The 19,593-nt window shown below is 53.4% G+C and carries 17 protein-coding genes; 10 read left to right on the forward strand and 7 right to left on the reverse strand.

Translation table 11 applies throughout. The features are described from left to right. Window positions 1-2: 2 nt before the first annotated feature. Entirely contained in the window at window positions 3-935 is a 933-nt protein-coding gene (locus KTH_RS13115) for an ABC transporter ATP-binding protein (RefSeq protein WP_497619182.1), read from the forward strand. Beyond that, window positions 932-1,882, forward strand: a complete 951-nt coding sequence (locus tag KTH_RS13120) for an ABC transporter permease (protein WP_497619184.1) — start codon at window positions 932-934, stop codon at window positions 1,880-1,882. Before KTH_RS13115 ends, KTH_RS13120 begins: the two co-directional genes overlap by 4 nt. A 225-nt stretch (window positions 1,883-2,107) precedes the next feature. Here KTH_RS13120 and KTH_RS13125 read toward each other — a convergent pair whose 3' ends face one another. After that, window positions 2,108-2,518, reverse strand: coding sequence for a PPOX class F420-dependent oxidoreductase (locus KTH_RS13125; protein ID WP_497619186.1), 411 nt, complete (start codon window positions 2,516-2,518; stop codon window positions 2,108-2,110). Between the two features lie 148 nt (window positions 2,519-2,666). On the opposite strand from KTH_RS13125, the gene KTH_RS13130 reads away from it, so the two are divergent. After that, window positions 2,667-2,876 (forward strand): hypothetical protein, encoded by a 210-nt coding sequence (locus tag KTH_RS13130; protein WP_497619189.1) that lies wholly within the window; start codon window positions 2,667-2,669, stop codon window positions 2,874-2,876. A gap of 107 nt (window positions 2,877-2,983) precedes the next feature. Here KTH_RS13130 and KTH_RS13135 read toward each other — a convergent pair whose 3' ends face one another. Both KTH_RS13135 and KTH_RS13140 read right to left on the reverse strand, forming a co-directional pair. After that, window positions 2,984-3,583 carry a hypothetical protein gene (locus KTH_RS13135; protein WP_497619191.1) on the reverse strand — a complete coding sequence of 200 codons (600 nt, stop codon included), beginning with the start codon at window positions 3,581-3,583 and terminating at the stop codon, window positions 2,984-2,986. Window positions 3,584-4,007: 424 nt separating this feature from the next. Then, window positions 4,008-5,411, reverse strand: a complete 1,404-nt coding sequence (locus KTH_RS13140) for a GH12 family glycosyl hydrolase domain-containing protein (protein ID WP_497619193.1) — start codon at window positions 5,409-5,411, stop codon at window positions 4,008-4,010. Window positions 5,412-6,050: 639 nt separating this feature from the next. Between KTH_RS13140 and KTH_RS13145 the strand changes: the two genes are divergently transcribed. Then, window positions 6,051-6,632: a hypothetical protein gene (locus KTH_RS13145; protein ID WP_497619195.1), complete on the forward strand. Its 582-nt coding sequence runs from the start codon at window positions 6,051-6,053 to the stop codon at window positions 6,630-6,632. A 339-nt stretch (window positions 6,633-6,971) separates the two neighbouring features. Here KTH_RS13145 and KTH_RS13150 read toward each other — a convergent pair whose 3' ends face one another. Beyond that, window positions 6,972-7,580 (reverse strand): PadR family transcriptional regulator, encoded by a 609-nt coding sequence (locus KTH_RS13150; protein WP_497619197.1) that lies wholly within the window; start codon window positions 7,578-7,580, stop codon window positions 6,972-6,974. Window positions 7,581-7,752: 172 nt separating this feature from the next. On the opposite strand from KTH_RS13150, the gene KTH_RS13155 reads away from it, so the two are divergent. Continuing rightward, entirely contained in the window at window positions 7,753-9,048 is a 1,296-nt protein-coding gene (locus tag KTH_RS13155; protein WP_497619199.1) for an MFS transporter, read from the forward strand. 303 nt (window positions 9,049-9,351) lie between these two features. Here the strand turns inward: KTH_RS13155 and KTH_RS13160 are convergent, their stop codons facing one another. Then, window positions 9,352-9,789, reverse strand: a complete 438-nt coding sequence (locus KTH_RS13160) for a hypothetical protein (protein WP_111326726.1) — start codon at window positions 9,787-9,789, stop codon at window positions 9,352-9,354. 62 nt (window positions 9,790-9,851) lie between these two features. After that, window positions 9,852-10,424 (reverse strand): hypothetical protein, encoded by a 573-nt coding sequence (locus KTH_RS13165; RefSeq protein WP_111326728.1) that lies wholly within the window; start codon window positions 10,422-10,424, stop codon window positions 9,852-9,854. Window positions 10,425-10,892: 468 nt separating this feature from the next. Here KTH_RS13165 and KTH_RS13170 point away from each other — a divergent pair, with 468 nt between their 5' ends. The 4 genes from KTH_RS13170 (at window position 10,893) to KTH_RS13185 (ending at window position 16,352) form a co-directional block, all read left to right on the forward strand. After that, window positions 10,893-11,063, forward strand: coding sequence for a hypothetical protein (locus KTH_RS13170; RefSeq protein ID WP_497619201.1), 171 nt, complete (start codon window positions 10,893-10,895; stop codon window positions 11,061-11,063). Window positions 11,064-11,466: 403 nt separating this feature from the next. Next, window positions 11,467-11,676, forward strand: coding sequence for an FDLD family class I lanthipeptide (locus tag KTH_RS13175; protein ID WP_497619203.1), 210 nt, complete (start codon window positions 11,467-11,469; stop codon window positions 11,674-11,676). A gap of 148 nt (window positions 11,677-11,824) precedes the next feature. After that, window positions 11,825-13,132 carry a lanthionine synthetase C family protein gene (locus tag KTH_RS13180; RefSeq protein WP_497619205.1) on the forward strand — a complete coding sequence of 436 codons (1,308 nt, stop codon included), beginning with the start codon at window positions 11,825-11,827 and terminating at the stop codon, window positions 13,130-13,132. 19 nt (window positions 13,133-13,151) lie between these two features. After that, complete coding sequence (locus KTH_RS13185) at window positions 13,152-16,352, forward strand: lantibiotic dehydratase (RefSeq protein WP_497619207.1); 3,201 nt, start codon at window positions 13,152-13,154, stop codon at window positions 16,350-16,352. 54 nt (window positions 16,353-16,406) lie between these two features. Here KTH_RS13185 and KTH_RS13190 read toward each other — a convergent pair whose 3' ends face one another. Next, window positions 16,407-17,963, reverse strand: coding sequence for an NB-ARC domain-containing protein (locus tag KTH_RS13190; RefSeq protein ID WP_497619209.1), 1,557 nt, complete (start codon window positions 17,961-17,963; stop codon window positions 16,407-16,409). 786 nt (window positions 17,964-18,749) lie between these two features. Between KTH_RS13190 and KTH_RS13195 the strand changes: the two genes are divergently transcribed. After that, complete coding sequence (locus KTH_RS13195; protein ID WP_497619211.1) at window positions 18,750-19,541, forward strand: amidohydrolase family protein; 792 nt, start codon at window positions 18,750-18,752, stop codon at window positions 19,539-19,541. Window positions 19,542-19,593 lie beyond the last annotated feature (52 nt).

Here is a 19,593-nt window from a genome sequence, read left to right on the forward strand (position 1 = left end):
AAATGGATAGGGGAAAAGTCGTGAGTAATGCCCTGCATGCTCAGCAACTCGGGAAACGGTATGGCGCGCATTGGGCCCTGCGCAACTGCAATATCCAGCTTCCTCGGGGATGTATCGCGGGACTGGTTGGAAACAATGGCGCAGGTAAAACCACCTTGCTGCACCTTGCCGCCGGGCTGCTCAGGCCGAGCACGGGAAGCATAGAAATGCTTGGCACACCATCGCACAATATGGCGATGCTGCTTCCGCATATTGGTTTTGTCGCTCAAGAATGTTCATTGTATCGCCAGTTTACCGTGAGTGAAACCCTCATCGCAGGGAGAAAGCTAAACCCGGCCTGGGATGAGTCCCTTGCCCGTTCCCTGGTTGATCGCTTCAAGCTCCCCCTGAAACAAACGATCGGGAAGCTCTCAGGTGGACAACAGGCTCTGGTAGCAATCATTATGGCGCTGGCAAAAGACCCTGAACTGCTTCTCCTTGATGAACCATTCTCCAACATTGATCCACTGGCAAAACATGAAATTGGTAAAGTGATCATGGAGCTAGCTTTTGAGCGCTCTCTTACCATCCTCATCTCTTCGCATGTGCTTGCAGATCTCGAAGCACTTTGTGATTACTTGATCATCCTTGCGGCGTCACAGGTGAGGTTGGCTGACAGCATCGAGCATATTATGGAGCAGCACAAGTTACTGATCGGGCCATCGGAGAGTTTTGATGCTATTGCAACAGCATATCCTGTGATTCAGGCAAGTCATACCGGCAGACAGAGTACCGTCTTGCTGCGCACGGATGAGGCCGTGAGCCATCCTGCCTGGGAACAGCAGGATCTTGCGCTCGAAACGGTTGTGCTTGCCTACCTCGCCACGCAAGAAAGCAGTTGGGAGGCCCATGCATCATCGATACTCCCATCATTTCAGAAAGAGGTGTTCTCATGATCTGGCTGATCTGGCGGCACTATCGCTGGATGCTTGTACTCGGTATTCTTGCTCTTTTGATCTTGATGGCGTTGTTTGCATTGAATGTTTCTACAATGAATGCAGTATATCAGCAGCCCAATGAAGCGCATTGTTTGCAGAAAGGGGATTGTAACCTTGTGGTTTTGCCCGGGCTGACTACACGGACATGGTATAGCCTTGTTTTTCAGTCGTTCCCTCTACTGCCCTTTGTGGTGGGGATCTTTCTTGGGGCACCTTTGCTGGCGCGAGAATACGAGAAGCGTACTCATTTGTTTGTCTGGACGCAGAGTATGTCGCGCACGCGCTGGCTGAGTACGAACCTCATGCTGCTTGGTAGTGCGGTTGTGCTTGGGTTTGGGGCGATTTCCCTCGTGGCGACCTGGTGGAGCTTTGTTCAAGATGCTACGTTTTCGTTTTCTCCCTGGTCAACTTTCATGATACGAGGAAGCGTTCTGGTTGCCAATGTACTCTTTGGCCTGTTGTTTGGTGTCATGATTGGAGCCATCGTTCGTCGCGTGTTGCCTGCGATGGTTATCACGTTGGTGCTGCTTATTCCTCTGCAAATCGCCATCTGGAATGGATATCCTTACCTGTTTCCTCCTTCAAGTCAGCTTGAATACAACTGGAAAATAGTGCACGGGGAGGTGGTGGGTATACTGAATGATAGGCTCGATGATCTGATTCTCTCGCGGGAAACGGTCGGCGCGGATGGTCAAACACCGATCAATGTACTGGATAATCCCTGCCCGGACGACAAGCTGACCGGCGAAGCGCTCAGACAATGCAATGAAAAAAATTTCCATGAACTGGTGAAGTATCATCGTTTCAATGAACATTTCTGGCCGCTGCAACTGGCTACGACCGCTCTATTGCTGACTCTGGCAGCGCTCTGTACAGGAGTGACTTACTGGCGGGTGCGGCGTTGAAGCCTGGAAAGATCGGGGGTGTCTCAGTCTGTCCCTGCGAGGGCTTGGACCCAGGCTGAGCGGAGGTTGTTCTTTCCGCTTCCAGCTTCTGACAGGCTTGCTGAAAGTTATCGTTTCGTTTGTGTGTATGGAATACGAGAGGGGATGTAGCGTGAAGCCACATCCTCCTTATACATTTTCTGGAAGCCGGAAAACCTGTTTTCTTCGATTTTAGCTATAAATGAACTATGCCCTCTGCATAAGCACTTGACTGCTGGTGACGAATTTATCCGGGTGCAGCTTGACGATAATTCGCCCGGGTGCCTGCGTCATCGGTAGATATTCCTCGACCTTGTCTGCGGGGACGTATTTTTCAAGGATTTTTCTGGCTATAGCTTCCGGGTTGTCCTCAAGCACTTCAGCCTTGCCATAGGCCGCGATATAGGTGGGACCGTCCTCAACGAGCAGCGAGATGGCGGGATCGTGTTGAATAAGCCGGTACTTTGCCCGATCCTTTGTGGTGCTGAAATAGAAGCTCTCACCGTCCCATACGTACCAGATTGGTGTGATCTGCGGGCCGCCCTCAGCTCTGTTCACTGCCACAATCGCGTTATTCGGTTGGCTCAATAACTTCTGAAATTGTTCAGCCAAAGTCATCAATGTATCCTTTCAAGGTGAAGTCTTGTTGTGCCTCACCTCTTCACTTTCTCTGTTCTTCTATTAAATAAGTTACTATAAAAATGATAGCTCTGTCAAGAGCGATTTTCTGAATATCGGTTGTGCTCGATAAAAGGGGTGTTGTGCAATGACGAGTCCTCTGGTAAGGCTGCATAATTTCTGTCTGTGTTATCGCGTTTTTGGTCGCCCTACGAATGATGGAGATGCCGGAGATGTAACAGTACTCATTGAAGGGTTGCCTCGCTTTGCAGGCGGCTGCACGATGGAATATGGAAGAAGAGGAACACCTGTCGGCAGGGAAGCAGGGGAGGGAGCAAATGCGCAGGCAAGCGGATGATGCTCGATTGCTTGCACCCCCTCTCAAGCCCCCTGGGAAGTGGGATCGCTCAATAGAGAATGCGTTAGAGATATCGTCAGGGCTGTTGGCTCCTCTTTTCCTGAGCGCTACCCTTCAAAAAAACGCTGTTTTAGAAAGGCTGTGAAGTCCCTCATCTCCTGTTGATAGGCAGCCAGACGCTCCTTTCGGAGTGGTAGAGGAGTGACATCCTGAAGCCCTGCGCCATGACTCTCCAACATCGTGCTGTTTCCTCGTAAATAGGCGATAAGCTGGACATCATAGGGGACGATTCGATCCTGATAAAACGTGGCCAGGAAATCAAGCAAACGTTGATGAATAACGGCGTGCCTTTTTTTCGCCTGAAGCGAATACCTGTGCGCCCGTGTGTATAGCTTTGCGACCTCGTTCGTTATCTTCCCTCCCTGCTCTTCTCGTCGTTTATTCGCCATTTTGATGAAAGAGCGCTCCTTTTCCATCAGCTCCTGAATCTTCTTATCCTTGCTTTCGATGTCTACCCAGGGTGCTCCAACTCCCCATTTCAGATGTCCCGCACATGATTGTCTTGTCGGAATCCCGAGCAAGTTGAGCACAATAATGGTCTCGGCAATACCTTTATCAACCGGCTTGCCCAGTCTATCGACCATCCTCGACACTCGTTCTTTCATCTGCTCCCATTGCTGCATTTTCTCAGACGGCTGCTGTCCCATAGCGTCCTTTTTCATGTGCTCTTTCTCCACGCAGAAATGAGCTATACCTTTTTTCATGCTACCCTACATTGTACGTGGAAAGAACAGGGAGAACAAGCGAGCACCTGCCATTTTTTCGTTTTACACGGAGACAAAAACGTATGTCTGCTGGAGCCGGCCAACAGCTCTCTTTCTGGCTTCCCTGGATCATTCCTTTTCTTCCTGATGTGTTGCTCTTCGCCGTGAGGGGGCAGTTCTTCCCGGCTTAATCATACGAGCAAGAGCCGGAACCACGGCCACGAGCGCCTCGCGCTCTTCCGAGGATAAACGATCAAGCGGGGCCAGGGGGAGCTTTTTCATCCAGGAGGCCGATGCGGTTCTTTTGGAGATCGGTCGGGGAGAAGCCCAGGAGAGCGCGAACGCCCTCCTGAACTCAAGCGTACAATCAATTGACACTACAGGGATTGCCATTCAGGGTAAACGTGCTCGGCTGAGGATTCGAGCCACTGTAGGAGCCATTAAAGCCGAAGCTCACCGCGCCACCAGCCGCAATGGTCGCGTTATAGCTGGCGTTGGTTGCCGTCACCTGATTGCCATTCTGGCTGGTAGTAGCGTTCCAGGCGTTGGTAATCCGCTGGTTGCCGGCCCAGGTCCAGCCTAGCCGCCAGCCATTGATTGCGCTGCTGCCGTTGTTGGTGATACTGACCTGTGCCGTAAACCCTGTATCCCACTGGTTCAGCACGCTATATTTCACTGAGCAGGTCGCGCCACCACCTGAGCTACCCACTGTCACCGTTACCGGCGCTGACGTCGTAACGGCTCCGGTGTTGTCGTAGGCCTTCGCAGTCAGCGTATAGGAGCCAGCCGCCACGTTCCCCCAGGTGTAGGTGTAGGGGGCGCTGGTATCTGTGCTCAGCAGCGTGCTCCCGCTGTAAAACTCGACTTTGCTGATAGAGCCATCGCTATCACTCGCATCAGCGGCCAGATCAATCGAGGCCGGGGCGGTAAAGCTGGCCCCATTGGCGGGCTTTGTCAGGCTCACGGCTGGCGGATGATTCCCGCCACTGCTTCCGCCAACCTCGACGCTATACGCGGTTGTATCGAGCTGACCACTTCCTGTAAAGATCTCAGTTCCCGCCTCGACACTGATCAGATACTTGCTCGGGTCCATCCAGCCACGTGTTACCAGATCATTGATAAAGTCGCGCAGATCCAACGAGGCCGAGGTGACGCTTGATGTCCTGACGAACGAGAAGACGTTCCAGCCAGCGTTTCCGCGCCAGAGTTCCCAGGTCGTCCCGCCGATAGTGACGGTTGCCTGACGCGAGCCAACTGGCTGGATCGAGCCTGACTTGTATAGCCAGACCATCAGCTCATCAGAAGGGTTCACATTGCCAGGATTTGCGGTGGGATGGAACCAGAGATCATAGGAGACATTCATCCGGTTATCGCTGTTGCCGGTCAGGGTAAAGCTCCAGTTACTCGCCACGCTGGTATTCTGCGAGACCTGCTCAGGCAAGCCGGTATTGGGATTCTTCCAGCCCCAGTGCCAACCAAGCACCGCGCTGGCATACGATTTCACAGAATTCTGCTCGCCGGTCCAGTTCCAGCGCGTTCCCCATGCCAGAGTTGAGCCAGAGATGGATGTATCCCAGGTGCACTGGGTGCCCGAACCTGTATTGCTGCCCCACAGGTTGTTGTTGAGCCAGTACTTCCCGAGATTGTCGATCGTGCCATCAACTGTACACACTTCCGCCGCTTTGGCCGGTAGAGAGGTCATCGAGAGGAAGCCCAGAGCCAGCGCGAGAACGATAAGCACGCGTACGCCCGAGCCTACTCGCATAGTCATAGGGAACCTCCTTGTCTGTCTGTCAAAAAGCTGTCTTTCCATAGACATCATGCCCTCATGACGTATTGATGAACTACTGCCAGTGAGAGGATTTGCCTCTCTTCTCTGTTGTACCATAGAGGTTCCGCTAATACCAGGATTCCGCCTGACTGATAAAAAACTGAAGGTTCATCTCTGATCGTGTAAAATGGTGATGCATTTCTGATGACCTTTGGGTTATCTATCCTGCTGACACTGTTGTGTTTCTAAACACTCGAATTATGGAATATACGGGTCAAGATCTTCAGGAATGTGCTGCTCTTTTTGAGGACTATCAGATAGAGACTCACAATTGCTGTGCCATGTTGTCCCTCAAGATATCCCTCCGCGAAAGCGCAGCATGTACAGCAACCATAAGACTTCGTGATCCCGACAGCATCTGTGTTGATGGTTGTCAGATGCCTGCGAGCAGCGGACCCACGTTTATGGCCATGCTGAACGTGCTGCGTGTGGAGCGGCTTGTGTTGTTGCGATCCAGAGGTGGCAGGAAGTATCGTAGCGGCTTGCTCCGAGAGTCCTTCTCTTTTGGCAAAAAGTGGACCTGTACAGTTTTCTCCAGTATAGTGTCAAGAAGAGCAGCATGAAAGGAGACGTGGACGAATGCTGGCATATGTTTTCTGGCATCAACGGGCCGAGCAGGTCGTAAAGGAGGAGTATCAGGAAAAGCTGATTGCTTTTCATCAGATATTGCAGGAGCGCAGGCCAGAGGGCTTTTGGGGATCGCTGGTACTGGAAATGGCGGCTCTCCCCTGGATGCCCGCGGAAAGTGAAGTATATGAGGATTGGTATCTTGTCAAGAACTCGGCGGCACTGGATCCGCTGGATGAAGCTGCCGTCACGGGAAGCTGTCTGGAGCCACATCATCAGGTTGCGCGTCTGGCAGGGAATGGAACTGGTGGGCTCTACCGCCTGAAAGAGAGCGATGTGGAGCTTGCACGACTGGCTGAGATTCGTGCTGCTACCTGGTTGAGTAAGCCTGCCGGGATGAGCTACGAGCAGTTTTACCGGCTGGTACAGGCTGGCCGAGCCGAGCAACAAAGCATTCTCTGGCAAAGACAGATGACAATGGGGCCCGCTCTGGAATTCTGTATTCATCATGTACGGGAAAGCTCATTTTCAGGAGAGCTTCAGAGCGTTCAGGTTGAGGCGAAACCGATCTTTGTTCCTGCTGGCAGGCGGTGAGTGGCGCTCTCAGGTCGGGGAAGAGGCAGTATGCATTGCTGCCTCTTTTCATGTAGTACAGTTTCCCTTTTCTGAGATGAATGGCTTAGCGTGTGCTGTTCGTCCCACAGAGAAGCGCCCGGAAAGCCCTGTCAATCTCCTCCGCGGATAGAAAAATCTACCCCCTGTGAATAATGCTTGAAGCGCTTGCCCCCATCGGAATATATTTGAGATGCCCGGTTGTGTGCTCCCCTTTGTTGACGACTTGCCTCGACAGGCAAGCCGGTGGGTGCCGAGCGGAATTGGCTCAATGCTTGCCTCTTAGCGGTCGCGATCTAAACCACTGCTTTGTACAGAATACTATGCTTTCTCGGCATCTGAAGAGGTTTGTTCCTGTTTTTCGAGGAATGCAAGTGTTTCTTGAAGCCAGTTCAAATATGTTTCTTCAAATCGTTGCTCGAACAGGACAACCAATGCGAGGTACTGTTCATGTGCGAGGCGCTCTGTACCTGTTTCAGGCGTTTGCGTAAGTGCATCTCTATGTCTTTGTACTTCGGCTTGAGCGTGAGCAAGCTGCTGTTCATGGTATGCGATGGCTTCGCGAAAACGGGCCGCAAGTGCGCCCGGAGGTGCGACTTGTCCGAAAAGGGTTCTGAGGAAAAGTTCGTCCCGCAGTTGAGGCTTTTCCAGTGGTTGGGTTTGCCAGTCTCGCAGCGCTTCTCGGCCTGCTTGTGTAATGGTGTAGCGTTTACGCGCGGGGCGAGAGGAATCTGCTTCTACTTCCATTTCGACCCACCCCAGTTCATGTAAACGGCGCAATTCATGATAGATCTGGCTGTACACTGCGCCAAAGAAGGGGATAAGGGCATGATCGAAGCCTCGTTTCAGGTCATAGCCGCTGCTTGGCCCCCATCGCTCAAGGAATGCCAGTACGGCATATGTAATGGGGTAGGTTGTCTGTTCTTTCATCGTAAAAGATCCTTTCCACAGAAATTCTCCATCGTCGCAGATCCATTCTAACATAGAAGTATATGCTTGACAATTATATTTTGCCAGAATATATTACTGAAAGATATATTATTGAAAGATATATCAGGGTGGGGCGAGGTAGGATTTCAATTCGGAAAGAGAGAAATACGCTATGCATTTTCCATTGATGGCGCGTGATCCGTATCAGGCTTTACGCTTTCGCGAGTATCGGTTGTTGTTGATAGGCTCTTTTGTGGCCTCGGTGGGAGAACAAATGTTGACCCTTGCCATCGGGTGGGAGTTATATGAGCGAACGCATTCGGCATTTTTGTTAGGCCTGGTGGGCCTGATTCAGCTATTTCCTGCACTGCTTCTTCTGCCGTATGGAGGATTTGCCGCTGACCGATATAGCCGTAAGCGGATCCTTGTGCTGGCGCAGGCGGTCCTGATTATCGCTTCGCTCGGCCTGGCTGCTGTCTCGCTCTGGCATGGAGCTCTTGTGCTTGTCTATGTTTGTTTGCTGTTGATTGGTAGTGCAACCGCTTTTATCACTCCGGCTTCTACGGCACTTTTAGCGCAAATCGTGCCGGAGGACGTCTTTGAGAACGCGGCAACCTGGAGTAGTAGTTCCTGGCAGCTTGCTACTGTGATTGGTCCCGCGCTTGGGGGGGTGATGCTGGCATGGATATCGAGCAGCGCTTTCATCTATGTGCTTCATGCTGTCATGGCCCTGACTTTTGCGCTCCTGCTGCTCCCTCTCCGTGTCCGCCCGTTGAACAGGCGCGACCAGCAGAGGAAAGAGCGACACGCGATATGGCGTTCACTGGGAGAAGGTGTATCCTTTCTTCGACATACGCCGATTTTGCTGGCGGCTATGACGCTGGATCTGTTTGCTGTGCTGTTTGGGGGCGCAACCACGTTGTTGCCGGTCTTTGCCGATGAGGTTCTACGCGTTGGCCCGGAGGGATTAGGCTGGTTGCGAGCGGCGCCATCGATCGGGGCTTTGTGCATGGCCTTTTTTGTGGCTCATCGGCCACCACTGAAGCGGGCAGGTTTCACCCTGCTTTTGAGTGTCATCGGGTTCGGGGTGGCCACTATCCTGTTCGGCCTTTCGCGCTCGTTCTGGCTCTCTCTCCTGGTGTTGTTCCTGTTGGGAGGGCTGGATAACCTGAGCGTGGTTATTCGGGAGACACTTGCCTTAACACGTACGCCGGATGAAATGCGTGGTCGTGTCGCTGCTTTGAATGGGCTCTTTGTCAACGCTTCCAGTCAGCTTGGCGGCTTTGAATCGGGCCTGATGGCTCAGTTGTTTGGTCCTACCCTCTCTGTCGTTGGTGGTGGCATAGGCACTATTATTGTTGTACTTATTGTCGCATTGATCTGGCCGGAACTCCGTCGTCTTCGGACGTTGCGAGAGGTGTCGGCGCCTCCGGTTCAAGATGTTCTTCAGCAGGAAAATGAGGTATAGGTTCCAAACATACCTGTGAGGTGAGCATGGTCGCTTTTTGTCCTGCGTTCTATAGTCCAATGGCTCTGGAGGCATATGGAATGGTTTTACCTATCGCTTGCGTAACAAGAATGAGTGCTAACAGGCTCTCTATTGTGCCTCTCAAATTGCGACGGCTCATACTCTCTTTGCAGGCTGATTTCAGGAGGCTCTGCGCTCTTGAGCGCCCGCAGGGCGAGTTAGCCGGCACATCCTGGCCGCATTGACTACCAGGGATTCCATGCGCATGGCCCGTATTGTTTTGCGAGATAGCCACTGGCTTGCTTATGCCGTGCGGCGGCGTACCGGAGGCGCTTCGTATTTGTTGGCATAGACGCGGTTCGTGCAATAGACATTGCGTTTTGCGAAGGCGGGCGGCGCTTCCTGCTCCAGCCGCTCCCGGATATGTGGTTTCCGTGTGGCCAGCGGGTGCGTATAAAATGGCTCCGGGAGGGAAAAGTGTGGATTATGTACCCAGTCAGGACAGGCGATCTGGTCTTTCTGGCAGAGATATTCCACCGAGGCCGCACAGAACGCTGCCCACTGCCTGAGTTCCTGCGTCTCGCCAGGCTCTATAGGCTCTCTGACCAGCTCTTCCCGGCGTTGCGGATAATAGCCAAACCAGCTATGGGCGAACTCGCTGATCGCGACCCAGGGAGCTTCACCTTCCAGAATTTCCTGATATGCTCTGCTGATGGTCTGCGGTATATCTTCGGCAAACATATTTTCTTCCCTCCTCTCATTTCTCATTATATCGATTAGCGGGACCCGGGACAAGCGAGCGGTTAGTCCTCGAAAAGGAAGTCGAGTGTCTCAGGCGTTCGATACTCTTCCTGTGTAGGCCGATCAATATAGCGATCAAGGAGGCGTTGGGCTTGTTCGCGAGTCTCTATCTGGAGCGCCATCGTGAGCGCCTCGACATCGGCGTAATCCTGATCGCGATACGAAAACAGCTTCATCGCGAGCATGAAGTCTGCCGGTGGAAGGTAGACTTCGAGTATCTCGCGAAATACTTTCCAGAGCTCTAACTGTAATGCCGGAGGAAGGAGCTCCCCCACGACACCAAAAGCTGCATCATTGAGCCATTCCTGTTGCAGACTGTGGCGGCGAGCGACGGCCTTGATTGCTTTCTGAAACAGGCGTGTTCGCTCGTCTGGTTGAAAGGTTGCGGCAAAGTTCAGGGGGAAGATATCAACATCGCCGGTTGAGGCGCGGTTTCCCATCCGAAGGAGCATATAAGCGCCTCCGATGACCAGAATCTTCATCGGTGACGTGCATCCTCGTTGCAGGAGCTCCCCTGCCAGATCATCAAGTAACAGTTCGACCTGACTTGCCTGGAGCTTTTGTTTTCGTGCCATCGTGTGAAACTCCTCTGGCCTCTGTTCTGCTTTGTGCCGTATTGCTGCTGTGATTCCAGCCGGGAACACTTCTCAAGCGGTCTATGTGGCTCTTGCGTCGTTCGCGTATCAGGATCTATCTTCTCTGTAGGAGAGTATATGGCATTTCTACATCTGTTGTCAAAGGAAGAAGCTTTTTAGCTTGCAGGGAGTGTCTCAATGACACAAGCGGTAAATGATGGTAGATAGCCTGCAAATAGGACGCACTGAAATCTCCTTCTTGTGGCAGAAAGAGAAGCGCTTGCAACCCTGTATAATATATCACCCATATATCACAGTAGCATGTGATATTGCATGCTGGTAGGCTTATCATTTATCTATTTACTATGGGGTTTTGAAGAAGGCATGCATGCATTTTGAACCACTTCTATGAAGAAACGCTACCCCATACAAAGAAGTTCATTTTTAAGCCAAAGGAGGTTACACCTTATGATTCAAGGCACAATTATCGAAATGCCAACGTTTGAGGCTACAGAGGAGCATGACGAGTTCGAGCTGGATGTGCGAGTCACAGTAACCGAGACAAGCGATCAGGTGAATTTCAGTGGCAGTGACTGCACTGCGTGTACATCCTGCTACAACTCTTGCGCTACTTGCTAAGGCACAGTTTCCCTTGCTTATCTGTTAAGCACGGATGATATCCTGAAGCGGCACCGATCGAAGGGTCGGTGCCTGCTTGATTCTTTCCCGCTGCGGGCATGCTCTTTATCAGGCAGTGCCTCCTGCATTCGCCCGTTGGTAGCGGAACCATTTGCGATGCCGCTGAGCGTATCGGGGCCTGCGAAGGCGTACCGGTCTCTGGTTGCAGAGAGAGGAGCTTGCATCCTGTACAATATATCACCTATATATCACAGTAGTGTGTGATATTGCATACTGACAGGGCAAGCACTTATCTATTTACTATGGGGTACTCAAGAAAGCATGCATGCATTTTGAACCACTTCTATGAAGAAACGCTACCCCATACAAAGAAGTTCATTTTTAAGCCAAAGGAGGTTACACAATGGTTCAAGGCACAATGATCGAGATGCCAACGTTTGAGAGTGTGGCTGAGCACGATGAGTTTGAGCTAGATGTGCGGGTCACGGTGGCCGAGACAAGCGATCAGGTGAATTTCAGCGGCAGTGACTGCACAGTGTGTACATCCTGCTATAACTCCTGTATCTCTTGTGGCACTGGCACAACCTGCCCAAGTTGCTACATCGGAAATTGATCGTATCCTTAAGCATCAAGAGCGGCGCTGGCTGCAAAGCCGGTGGTCGCTCTGTTCTGCGCTGAATCAGGTAATAGGTATGGTATCAGTAGATCCTCCATTGACATATACTTCTCCCACGAATATACGGTCTCGCGCCTGGAGGCCTGTGCTTGATGAACCATTGCGGCAACAGGCCTTGAAGGTTGCTCGCTTCGTCGCTCGGCGGATGGAAGATCCCAATGTTATTTATCGGCTGTCTTTGCAAGCAAGTAAGCAGTCGACTGAACCCATTCTCTGGTTTGCTCCCTCTCTATCGTCGGGTGTTTCCGGGGTGGCGCTGCTGCACGGTTTTCTTGCGCCTCTGTATCCTGAACATGGACAGCATGCAGAGCGCCTGCTTCAGTATGCCGCAACGAGTACCCGGGAAGCGCCGATTCAGGTTCCTGGCCTCTTCTCAGGCACCTCGTCCTTGATGGCAACGCTGCTCTTATTGAGTAATGGTGGTAGGCGGTATCAAAAGACGCTTGCCAGTATGAGGAAACTGCTTTATGAGCAGATCGATCGACAGAAACAATGGCGTCGTAACGCAGAAATGGTGACTGAGCATGACTATGATGTAATCTCCGGAGCAGCGGGTATTCTCACCTATCTGATCATGGATAGATCTACCGATGAACTGACAGGCAAGATGATTACACGCCTGCTGGACTACTTGACCTGGCTGACAGAGCCGGGCCAAACTCTCGGGGATGAGCGTTGGTATATTGCCCCCGAAGCTCTTGTCGTGTCAGGATTGCGTGCTATACATCCTCAGGGCTATTTTAACTGTGGTTTGGCACACGGGCTTCCCGGGCCACTCGCGGCACTTTCGCTCACCTGGCTCGCTGGATATCGGTATCCCGGGCTCCGCGAAGCTATTGCCAGCGCTGCTGACTGGCTGATTCAGCATCAAATAGGTGATGAGTGGGGAAGCAACTGGCCGATTGTCATTCCGGTTGAGTCTTCAGATTCTCCTGCTGCCTGGGGAAAGCTGCCAGGGGCACGGGCTGGCTGGTGTTATGGTGCGCCGGGCGTGGCACGGAGTCTCTGGCTGGCCGGGCATGCGCTGGATGATGAGCGTGTCTGCCGAGTAGCGATCGAGAGCGTGGAGGCTGTTGTGCGTCGGCCACTCGCACAGCGCTTTCTTTTCTCTCCGACGCTCTGTCATGGGTACGCCGGGTTGCTGCAAATCTGCCTGCGCTTTGCTCATGAATGCGACAATACCAGTATCAGAGATCATATCCCTGTACTGGTGCAACAGATTCTTGATTGCTTCGATGCAGACCTGCCTCTTGGCTTCCAGGATATAGAGCGGCCCGGAACTGCCGTCGATCAGCCATCCTGGCTGGTTGGTGCTCCCGGGGTAGCGATGGCGCTGCTCGCTGCCGCCACCGAGATTCCTCCTGTCTGGGATCGTCTCTTGCTCATTTCGTGAGGGAAAGGATAGAAAAGGTATGCCAGAAGAAACGCGCTTCTATACGCCAGCAGGCTTTTATATGTTGCGCACCCCCGCCCTGCCCGCTGATTTTTTTCTTCGTCTTTCCGCGACAGCAGGAGACAGAGAGGCCTGTTATCAGCTTCTACGAGAACATTTCGAGCAGCCACAACACGCGCTGGCGTTAGCGGTGGCAAGCTCTTCATTGTGGGAGGCGTTGCAGAGACTGCCCAAAGCGAAGCCAGCGGCGGTGAAACGCGTCTATGCCGGGCTCTTGCGTTACCTGATTCGGATGAGCACGCGCCCGACGCCCTTTGGCCTGTTCTCAGGCATCGCGACTGGAACTCTCGCTGAGGAGACCCGGCTGATGCTGGCTTCGTCACCATTGCAAGGCTTTCGTGCCAGACCCGATATGGATTGGTTGCTTGCGCTGATTCAGCATACGGAGCAAGTGCAGGAGGTTGTGACGCAGCTCAGGGTGAGAGCGAATCAGACGGCCTATCTTGCGGGGGGACGCCTGCGCCTGCCCTACGCAGATACGTATGGGCAACAAGATAACCGCTCGATCTCGCTACGGGCCACCTCCGTTGTGCTTAAAGCGCTGGAACTGGCGGCGCAGCCCATTCCTTATACAGAATTGCAGGCGGCACTGCTTCGGGCCTTTCCTCAGGCGAAGCCACTGCAGGTCGAGCGCTTGTTGTGGCAGCTCTGGGAGCACCACTTTTTAATCAGCGACCTGCATCCTCCCCTGACTGATGCTCGCCCGGCTGATTATCTTATCCGTAAGCTTGCCAATCTTCAGGGGGTTGAAGCACTCAGGGATGGCCTGGCGGACGTGTTGCAGCAGACGAAGGCGCTTGATGCAGCCGGAAACGCTGCTACCGTAGAACAGCTCTACCAGCTCGAAACAGTTCAAAAGCGTCTCCTTCCTGAGGAGCAGGAGAAAGCCCTGCTTCAGGTTGATGCGGCACTGCATCTGAAGCGGACAGAGCTTCATCAACAGATCGGGATGGCTGCCGCACAAGCCGCTGAACTCCTGCTTCGCCTGACGCCTTTCCCTGAAGGTTTGCCTCATCTCAGAGAGTATCGTCTGTTCTTTCTTGAAACCTATGGGGAGGGAGTTGAGGTTCCGTTGCTTGATCTCCTGAACCCGGAAATGGGCCTCGATGCGCCAGCCGGCTACGATCAGCCGCCGCGCTCCTATCCGCTGCGAGCTGGCCCGACCTATCCTGACACCCGTAGTCGTGATGAACTGCTGCACGAGCTGGTTACGGAAGTAGTGAACAGTCAGAGCATGGAGCTAGAGCTGACCGAAGCGCTGCTGAAGCGACTTGAGCGCTGGTCTCTGGTCGCGGAACAGGCCCCGCTCTCGCTGGAAATCTATCTACAGGTGCATGCGGCGTCGCGTGAGGCGCTGGACAACGGCGAGTGGTGCGCGGTCATCGGACAGAATTGCGGCTCTCCCAATGCCGGGCGCACGTTTGGACGCTTCTTTGATCTGCTGGATGAGGAGGGGATGCGGCATCTACAGCAGTTGACCGAGCGTGAAGAGGCGCTTCTACCCGAGACTATCTTTGCTGAGTTGAGCTATCAGCCGCGTAATGCTCGGGTTGCAAATGTGGCGCTTCGGCCTCCACTGCGGCGCTATGAAATTGTGGTCGGGACGACGCCCTCTGTGCCTCCCGAGCGGGTGATCTCGCTCAATGATTTGGTCGTGGGGGTGCGCAACGGGCGCTTCTATCTTCGCTCGCAGCGGCTTGGCAAGCAGGTAATTGTCTGTCAGTATCATATGTTGAACACACGGTTTGCACCCAACGTGTGCCGCTTCCTGAGCGAGCTGAGCATGGATGGAGTTCCCTGCCTGAGCTCCTTCGACTGGGGCAGGCTGAGCGGATCGCCCTTCCTACCGCGCGTGACATATCGGGTGGGCCCGCATGCGAGGCTGGTGCTCAGTCCCGCGCAGTGGCAGCTTCGGGCCGACACGGTGCAACCGGAGGGGACGGGCAGCGAGGAAGAGCGCTGGTTTGCGGGCTTGCAGCGCTGGCGCGAGCGGTGGCGGGTGCCGCGCTATGTCTATCTGGCCGAGTTCGATAATCGTCTGCTGCTCGATCTGGAGCACCCGGTCATGCTCGCCGAGTTGCGGGATGAGCTTGGCAAGCTACAACAGGACCGTAAGCTCACGCTTCAAGAGCTGCTCCCCGACTTTGAACATCTCTGGTTGCGCGATGAGCAGAGCGCTCCCTACTTCTCGGAGTTTGCGGTCCCGCTGCTCCGTGCTGCTCAACCAGCCGCACAGACCGCTCCTCTGACGCCTCGCCGGGTGATCCCGCGGGTCGAGCGCAGCTTTTTCCCCGGGGAGCGTTGGGTCTATGTCAAGCTCTATGCAGCGCCGGGCCAGCATGATGAACTGATCGCGGGCCCTGTACGAACGTTGATCCAGATGGTGCAGGAACAGAAGCTGATTGACTCCTGGTTCTTTATCCGCTATGCCGATCCTCTGCCCCATCTTCGTGTGCGTTGTCGAGCCTGTGACGAACCGGCGATCCAGCCGCTCTTGATGGCGATGTTGCAGTATTGTCGACACCTCGTGAACGCTGGTGTGATCCAGTCGTATGCGCTCGATCCATATGAGCGGGAAGTGGAGCGCTATGGTGGGCCCGAGGCAATCGAATTGCTGGAGCAGGTATTCTGTCTTGATAGCGCGATCATCAGCAATATTATCGCGGCACGATACGCACAACGTCTTACCCTTGATCCGCTGGAGATCGCTGTCTTTTCGCTGCATCAGTTCTTCACCAACTGGGGCTATGATATCGATCAGTGCCTGCAATGGCTCCGTATGCGCACCGAGACCTACGCGTTTAGCGCTGAATATCGCCCGCATCGGCGTCAGTGCTGTGAACTTCTGGCCCCCTGGGAGCCCCACCCGCCTGCGAATGTCGCGGAACAGCGGGCGTTGTTGCTCTCTCTGACGCATGGGAAGAGTACCGAGCAGGGAGAGATGGGATCGATTGCGGCAGCACTCCGAAAGCTTGGCGATCAAGTACGTGACCTGGCAGGCAGGGGGCAACTCTGGGTGACAGAAGAAATCCTGCTCGAAAGCCTGGCACATATGCATAAGATTCGCTTGCTGGACCTGGACCCGCAGCGAGAGCGCCGCCTGCATGCGTTCTGGCGGCATACTCTTGAGAGTATCAAGCGACGGCCCATGAGGCGGTAGGCGCAGCGCCTCCGGGCTGATTGGTCGCTCCATGTACTTCAGCGTCAGGGGGCTCTACAGAAGCAGAGCAAGCGTGTGCAGATGGTTCAGCGTAGAAGCTAAGCCTTCTAGTTGCTGTCGCTGCTCTTCTGAAATCTGTAGCCCTTGTCGCTGTAATGGTTCGGTAAATACCAGAATACCCTGAATAAAGGTTGCCTTTTCCCCATATCGGGCCGCATAGGTGAGGGCGCTGTAGATGTTGGTGAGCTCCTGTTCCAGCAGGGCTGGATCCTCCTTATAGCGGCCTGCGTTCTTTAAATAATAAGAGAGCATATGACGGGCGGCCTTGTCGTAGAGATGGTGGGTGCGGGCGTAGTCGGTGATTGTCCGGTGTATCTGGTAGCGATCAGGCCAAATACTCTCGATAAGTCCGGCATCTACCAGACAATCAAGCATGGCTGGAGTTCCGGCCGTAATGGCAAGCACGGCTTCCTCTGAGAATGTGTTCGGTTTGGGTTCAAAAACAGCCAGTGCATAGAGCAGCAAACGGGCCTCTACGGGTAACTGCTCTTCGCTCAGGCGAATGACCGCTTGCATTGATAATGGAGTATCGGGAAAGCGAAAGTCCTGAACCAGGCCGGCCTGGGGCTGTCTGAGCTGAAGGCGCTCTTCTGCGTGGCTCAAGCGCTCCAGGGTCTTCTGAAGGCGACGCTTCTGCTGTGCCTGAACCTGAAGCTGGTTCCCGACAAGCGTGAGCGCAAGCGGTAAACCATCCGTGAGACAAGCCAGCGTTTTGATCGCCTCTGGTTCTCTCAGGGCGAGTTCCGGGACCTGTTGACTGAGAAGTTGGATTCCGTTTTCCAGGCTGAGTTCTGACACGCCCATTGTCTGGACGCTGGCAAAATGGTGCGCGACAGCGGGACTGCGGGTAGTGAGGAGATAGCGACAGGTCATGCCTCCTACAAGACAGCTAAGCGCCTCTTCGATGGTCCAGGCATCATCAATGACGATAAGCATGTGACGCGTGCTCAGCGTATGATGGAGTGCCTGAAGCCAATCCTCCTTTGTCTGTAATGCGGCTTGCGCTTCCTGGCACATTCCGAGTTGTTTTCCCCAATGTGCGAAGAGCGAGACGAGGTCAGCGTGAGGGCCAAGATTTGCCCAGAGAATTCCATCCTCGAAGTGGTTTCTGACTTCGGTATCGTGAACTACTTCCAGGGCCAGCGCTGTTTTGCCAACGCCGGGCAAGCCATGAAGTGCAACTCTGGTTTCCTGTTCCGAATGCAGCAAGTGCTGTTTTATTTCAGCTACCTCCTGCTGACGCCCTATCAGGGTACGGACGAGATGATACGGAATAGCATCATCATACCAGGGGCCTGTCTGACTGTTGCGATGGGTGGCGTACAGGGAACGTTGTAGACCCAGTTCTTCTTGACTCTTGTGAAAAAGCGCTGTGAGCTTTGTACAGTAATCGAGGCTGGGGAATACGGTTCCGTTCTCCCAACGATTAACCATAAAGGAATGTGGGGCGCCTATCAGGTCAGCTACTTGTTGCTGTGTCCAGCCTTTCTCCTGCCGTGCCTTTTTCAAGAGCAGGTTTGGTTGCGCTTGACTTGATCTCTTTACTGACAAGAGTGCTACCCTCCCATTTTGTTCTCTTTGGCGTGTAGAGCCTCATTCTTATCTGGTTACGTATACATCACGCAATTGGATGCGCTACCTGAATATTGCTATTCAGAAGTGCTCGTTGGTGAATTAAAGCTGTTTCAGATCGACAGGAGAGAACGACGGGCTATCGATTTGATATTTCATAAGAAGCGTGAACATGTCTTATATGGTACGTTAGCTGCTCTGGTCATTCTCACAAAGGTGGGGGCCAGAAGGCGCCGAGGCAACATCTCGTTCCCGGACGTCTTTTTTCTCCTCACGCTCCTTTACCGGGTTTGTTGCGGCGATCGTTTTTCCGCTCCGGAATATATATGATCTCGTCCTCTCTTTTCGATGAGAGTGCAGTATGATTTTCATCTCCGCTGTCAAAAGGGCTTGACTCTCACACTAATGTGAGAGTGTACGATGCACTGCAGGAGGAGCTGAAGCGAATGAAAAAGCTTGTACATGGGCATAGCAAGCTGAAGCATGTCGGTGATCTCTGAGGATGCGGTGGGGCAGGCGATCCGCAATCGTGCCGGCTCTTGCTCAGAGAAGGCGGTTGCGCCTGTTGTGTGCGGGCTGTAATGGCTGAAAAGCATCTCCTCCTTTGCCCGGAGCAGCAAAAGCCAGGCATATTATGCTCTCAAACGGATCAATATTGTGTTTGATGAGGCTGTTTGGGTGATTCAGAGCCTTTCATCAACGGTTGAGGGCAATTGATATATATCGAATTCAGTTTGCTTTGCTCAATGAAAGCGAGGAACTTCTATGATAATTGATGGTCATGCGCATCTCATTCTACCTGTTGAGAAACATCTTGCTTTGATGGAAACGGCGGGAGTCGAGCGTACCTTGCTCTTTACCACTCGGGTTCACCCGGAACGGGCACATGATCTGGAGACCTTGAATCAGGAGCTACGTATCTTTAACGAGATCATTGCTGGAAAAGTGAACAACGGTCTACAACCGTTCCAGCAGGCAGTAAGTGAAGTTGCTCAGGTCATTCAGCAGTACCCGGAGCATTTCACTGGTTTTGCCAATGTTCCGCTTGGACTGACACAGGAGGAAACGGCTACATGGATTGAGAAGTATGTCCTCCCCGCTGGCTTTCGAGGGTTCGGGGAATTTACCATGCAATCGGGGTCCGTTCATCAGCTTGAGGTGATATTCGCGTGCGCTTCAGAGTATGGCAATCTTCCGCTCTGGGTGCATACGCTTCCGCCGCTGAACCTGGACGATATTCATCAGCTTGTTGCTCTTTCCAGGCGATATCCACGCGTTCCTTTGATTCTTGGTCACATGGGAGGCATGTACTGGCGCGAGACCATTGCGCTGGCAAAAGAAGTGCCACAGACCTACCTTGATCTGTCGGGAACAATCACGTTTCTTGGTCCCAGGATCGCTATTCATGAATTACCAACGAGGACGCTTTTCAGTTCTGATGCTCCGTTTGGCCATCCGCTGATAGCGCGAACGATTGTGGAGCAAGCCACCGCCGATACAGCGGTGCGGAGGCGTGTACTCGGGGAGAATCTGGCCGAACTGCTTCATCTGAACTGATGAAGTATTATAATAGTTGCCGCTCCTTCGGGAGTGTATGGATCAAGGGATA

The organism is Thermosporothrix sp. COM3 (genome assembly GCF_059696735.1).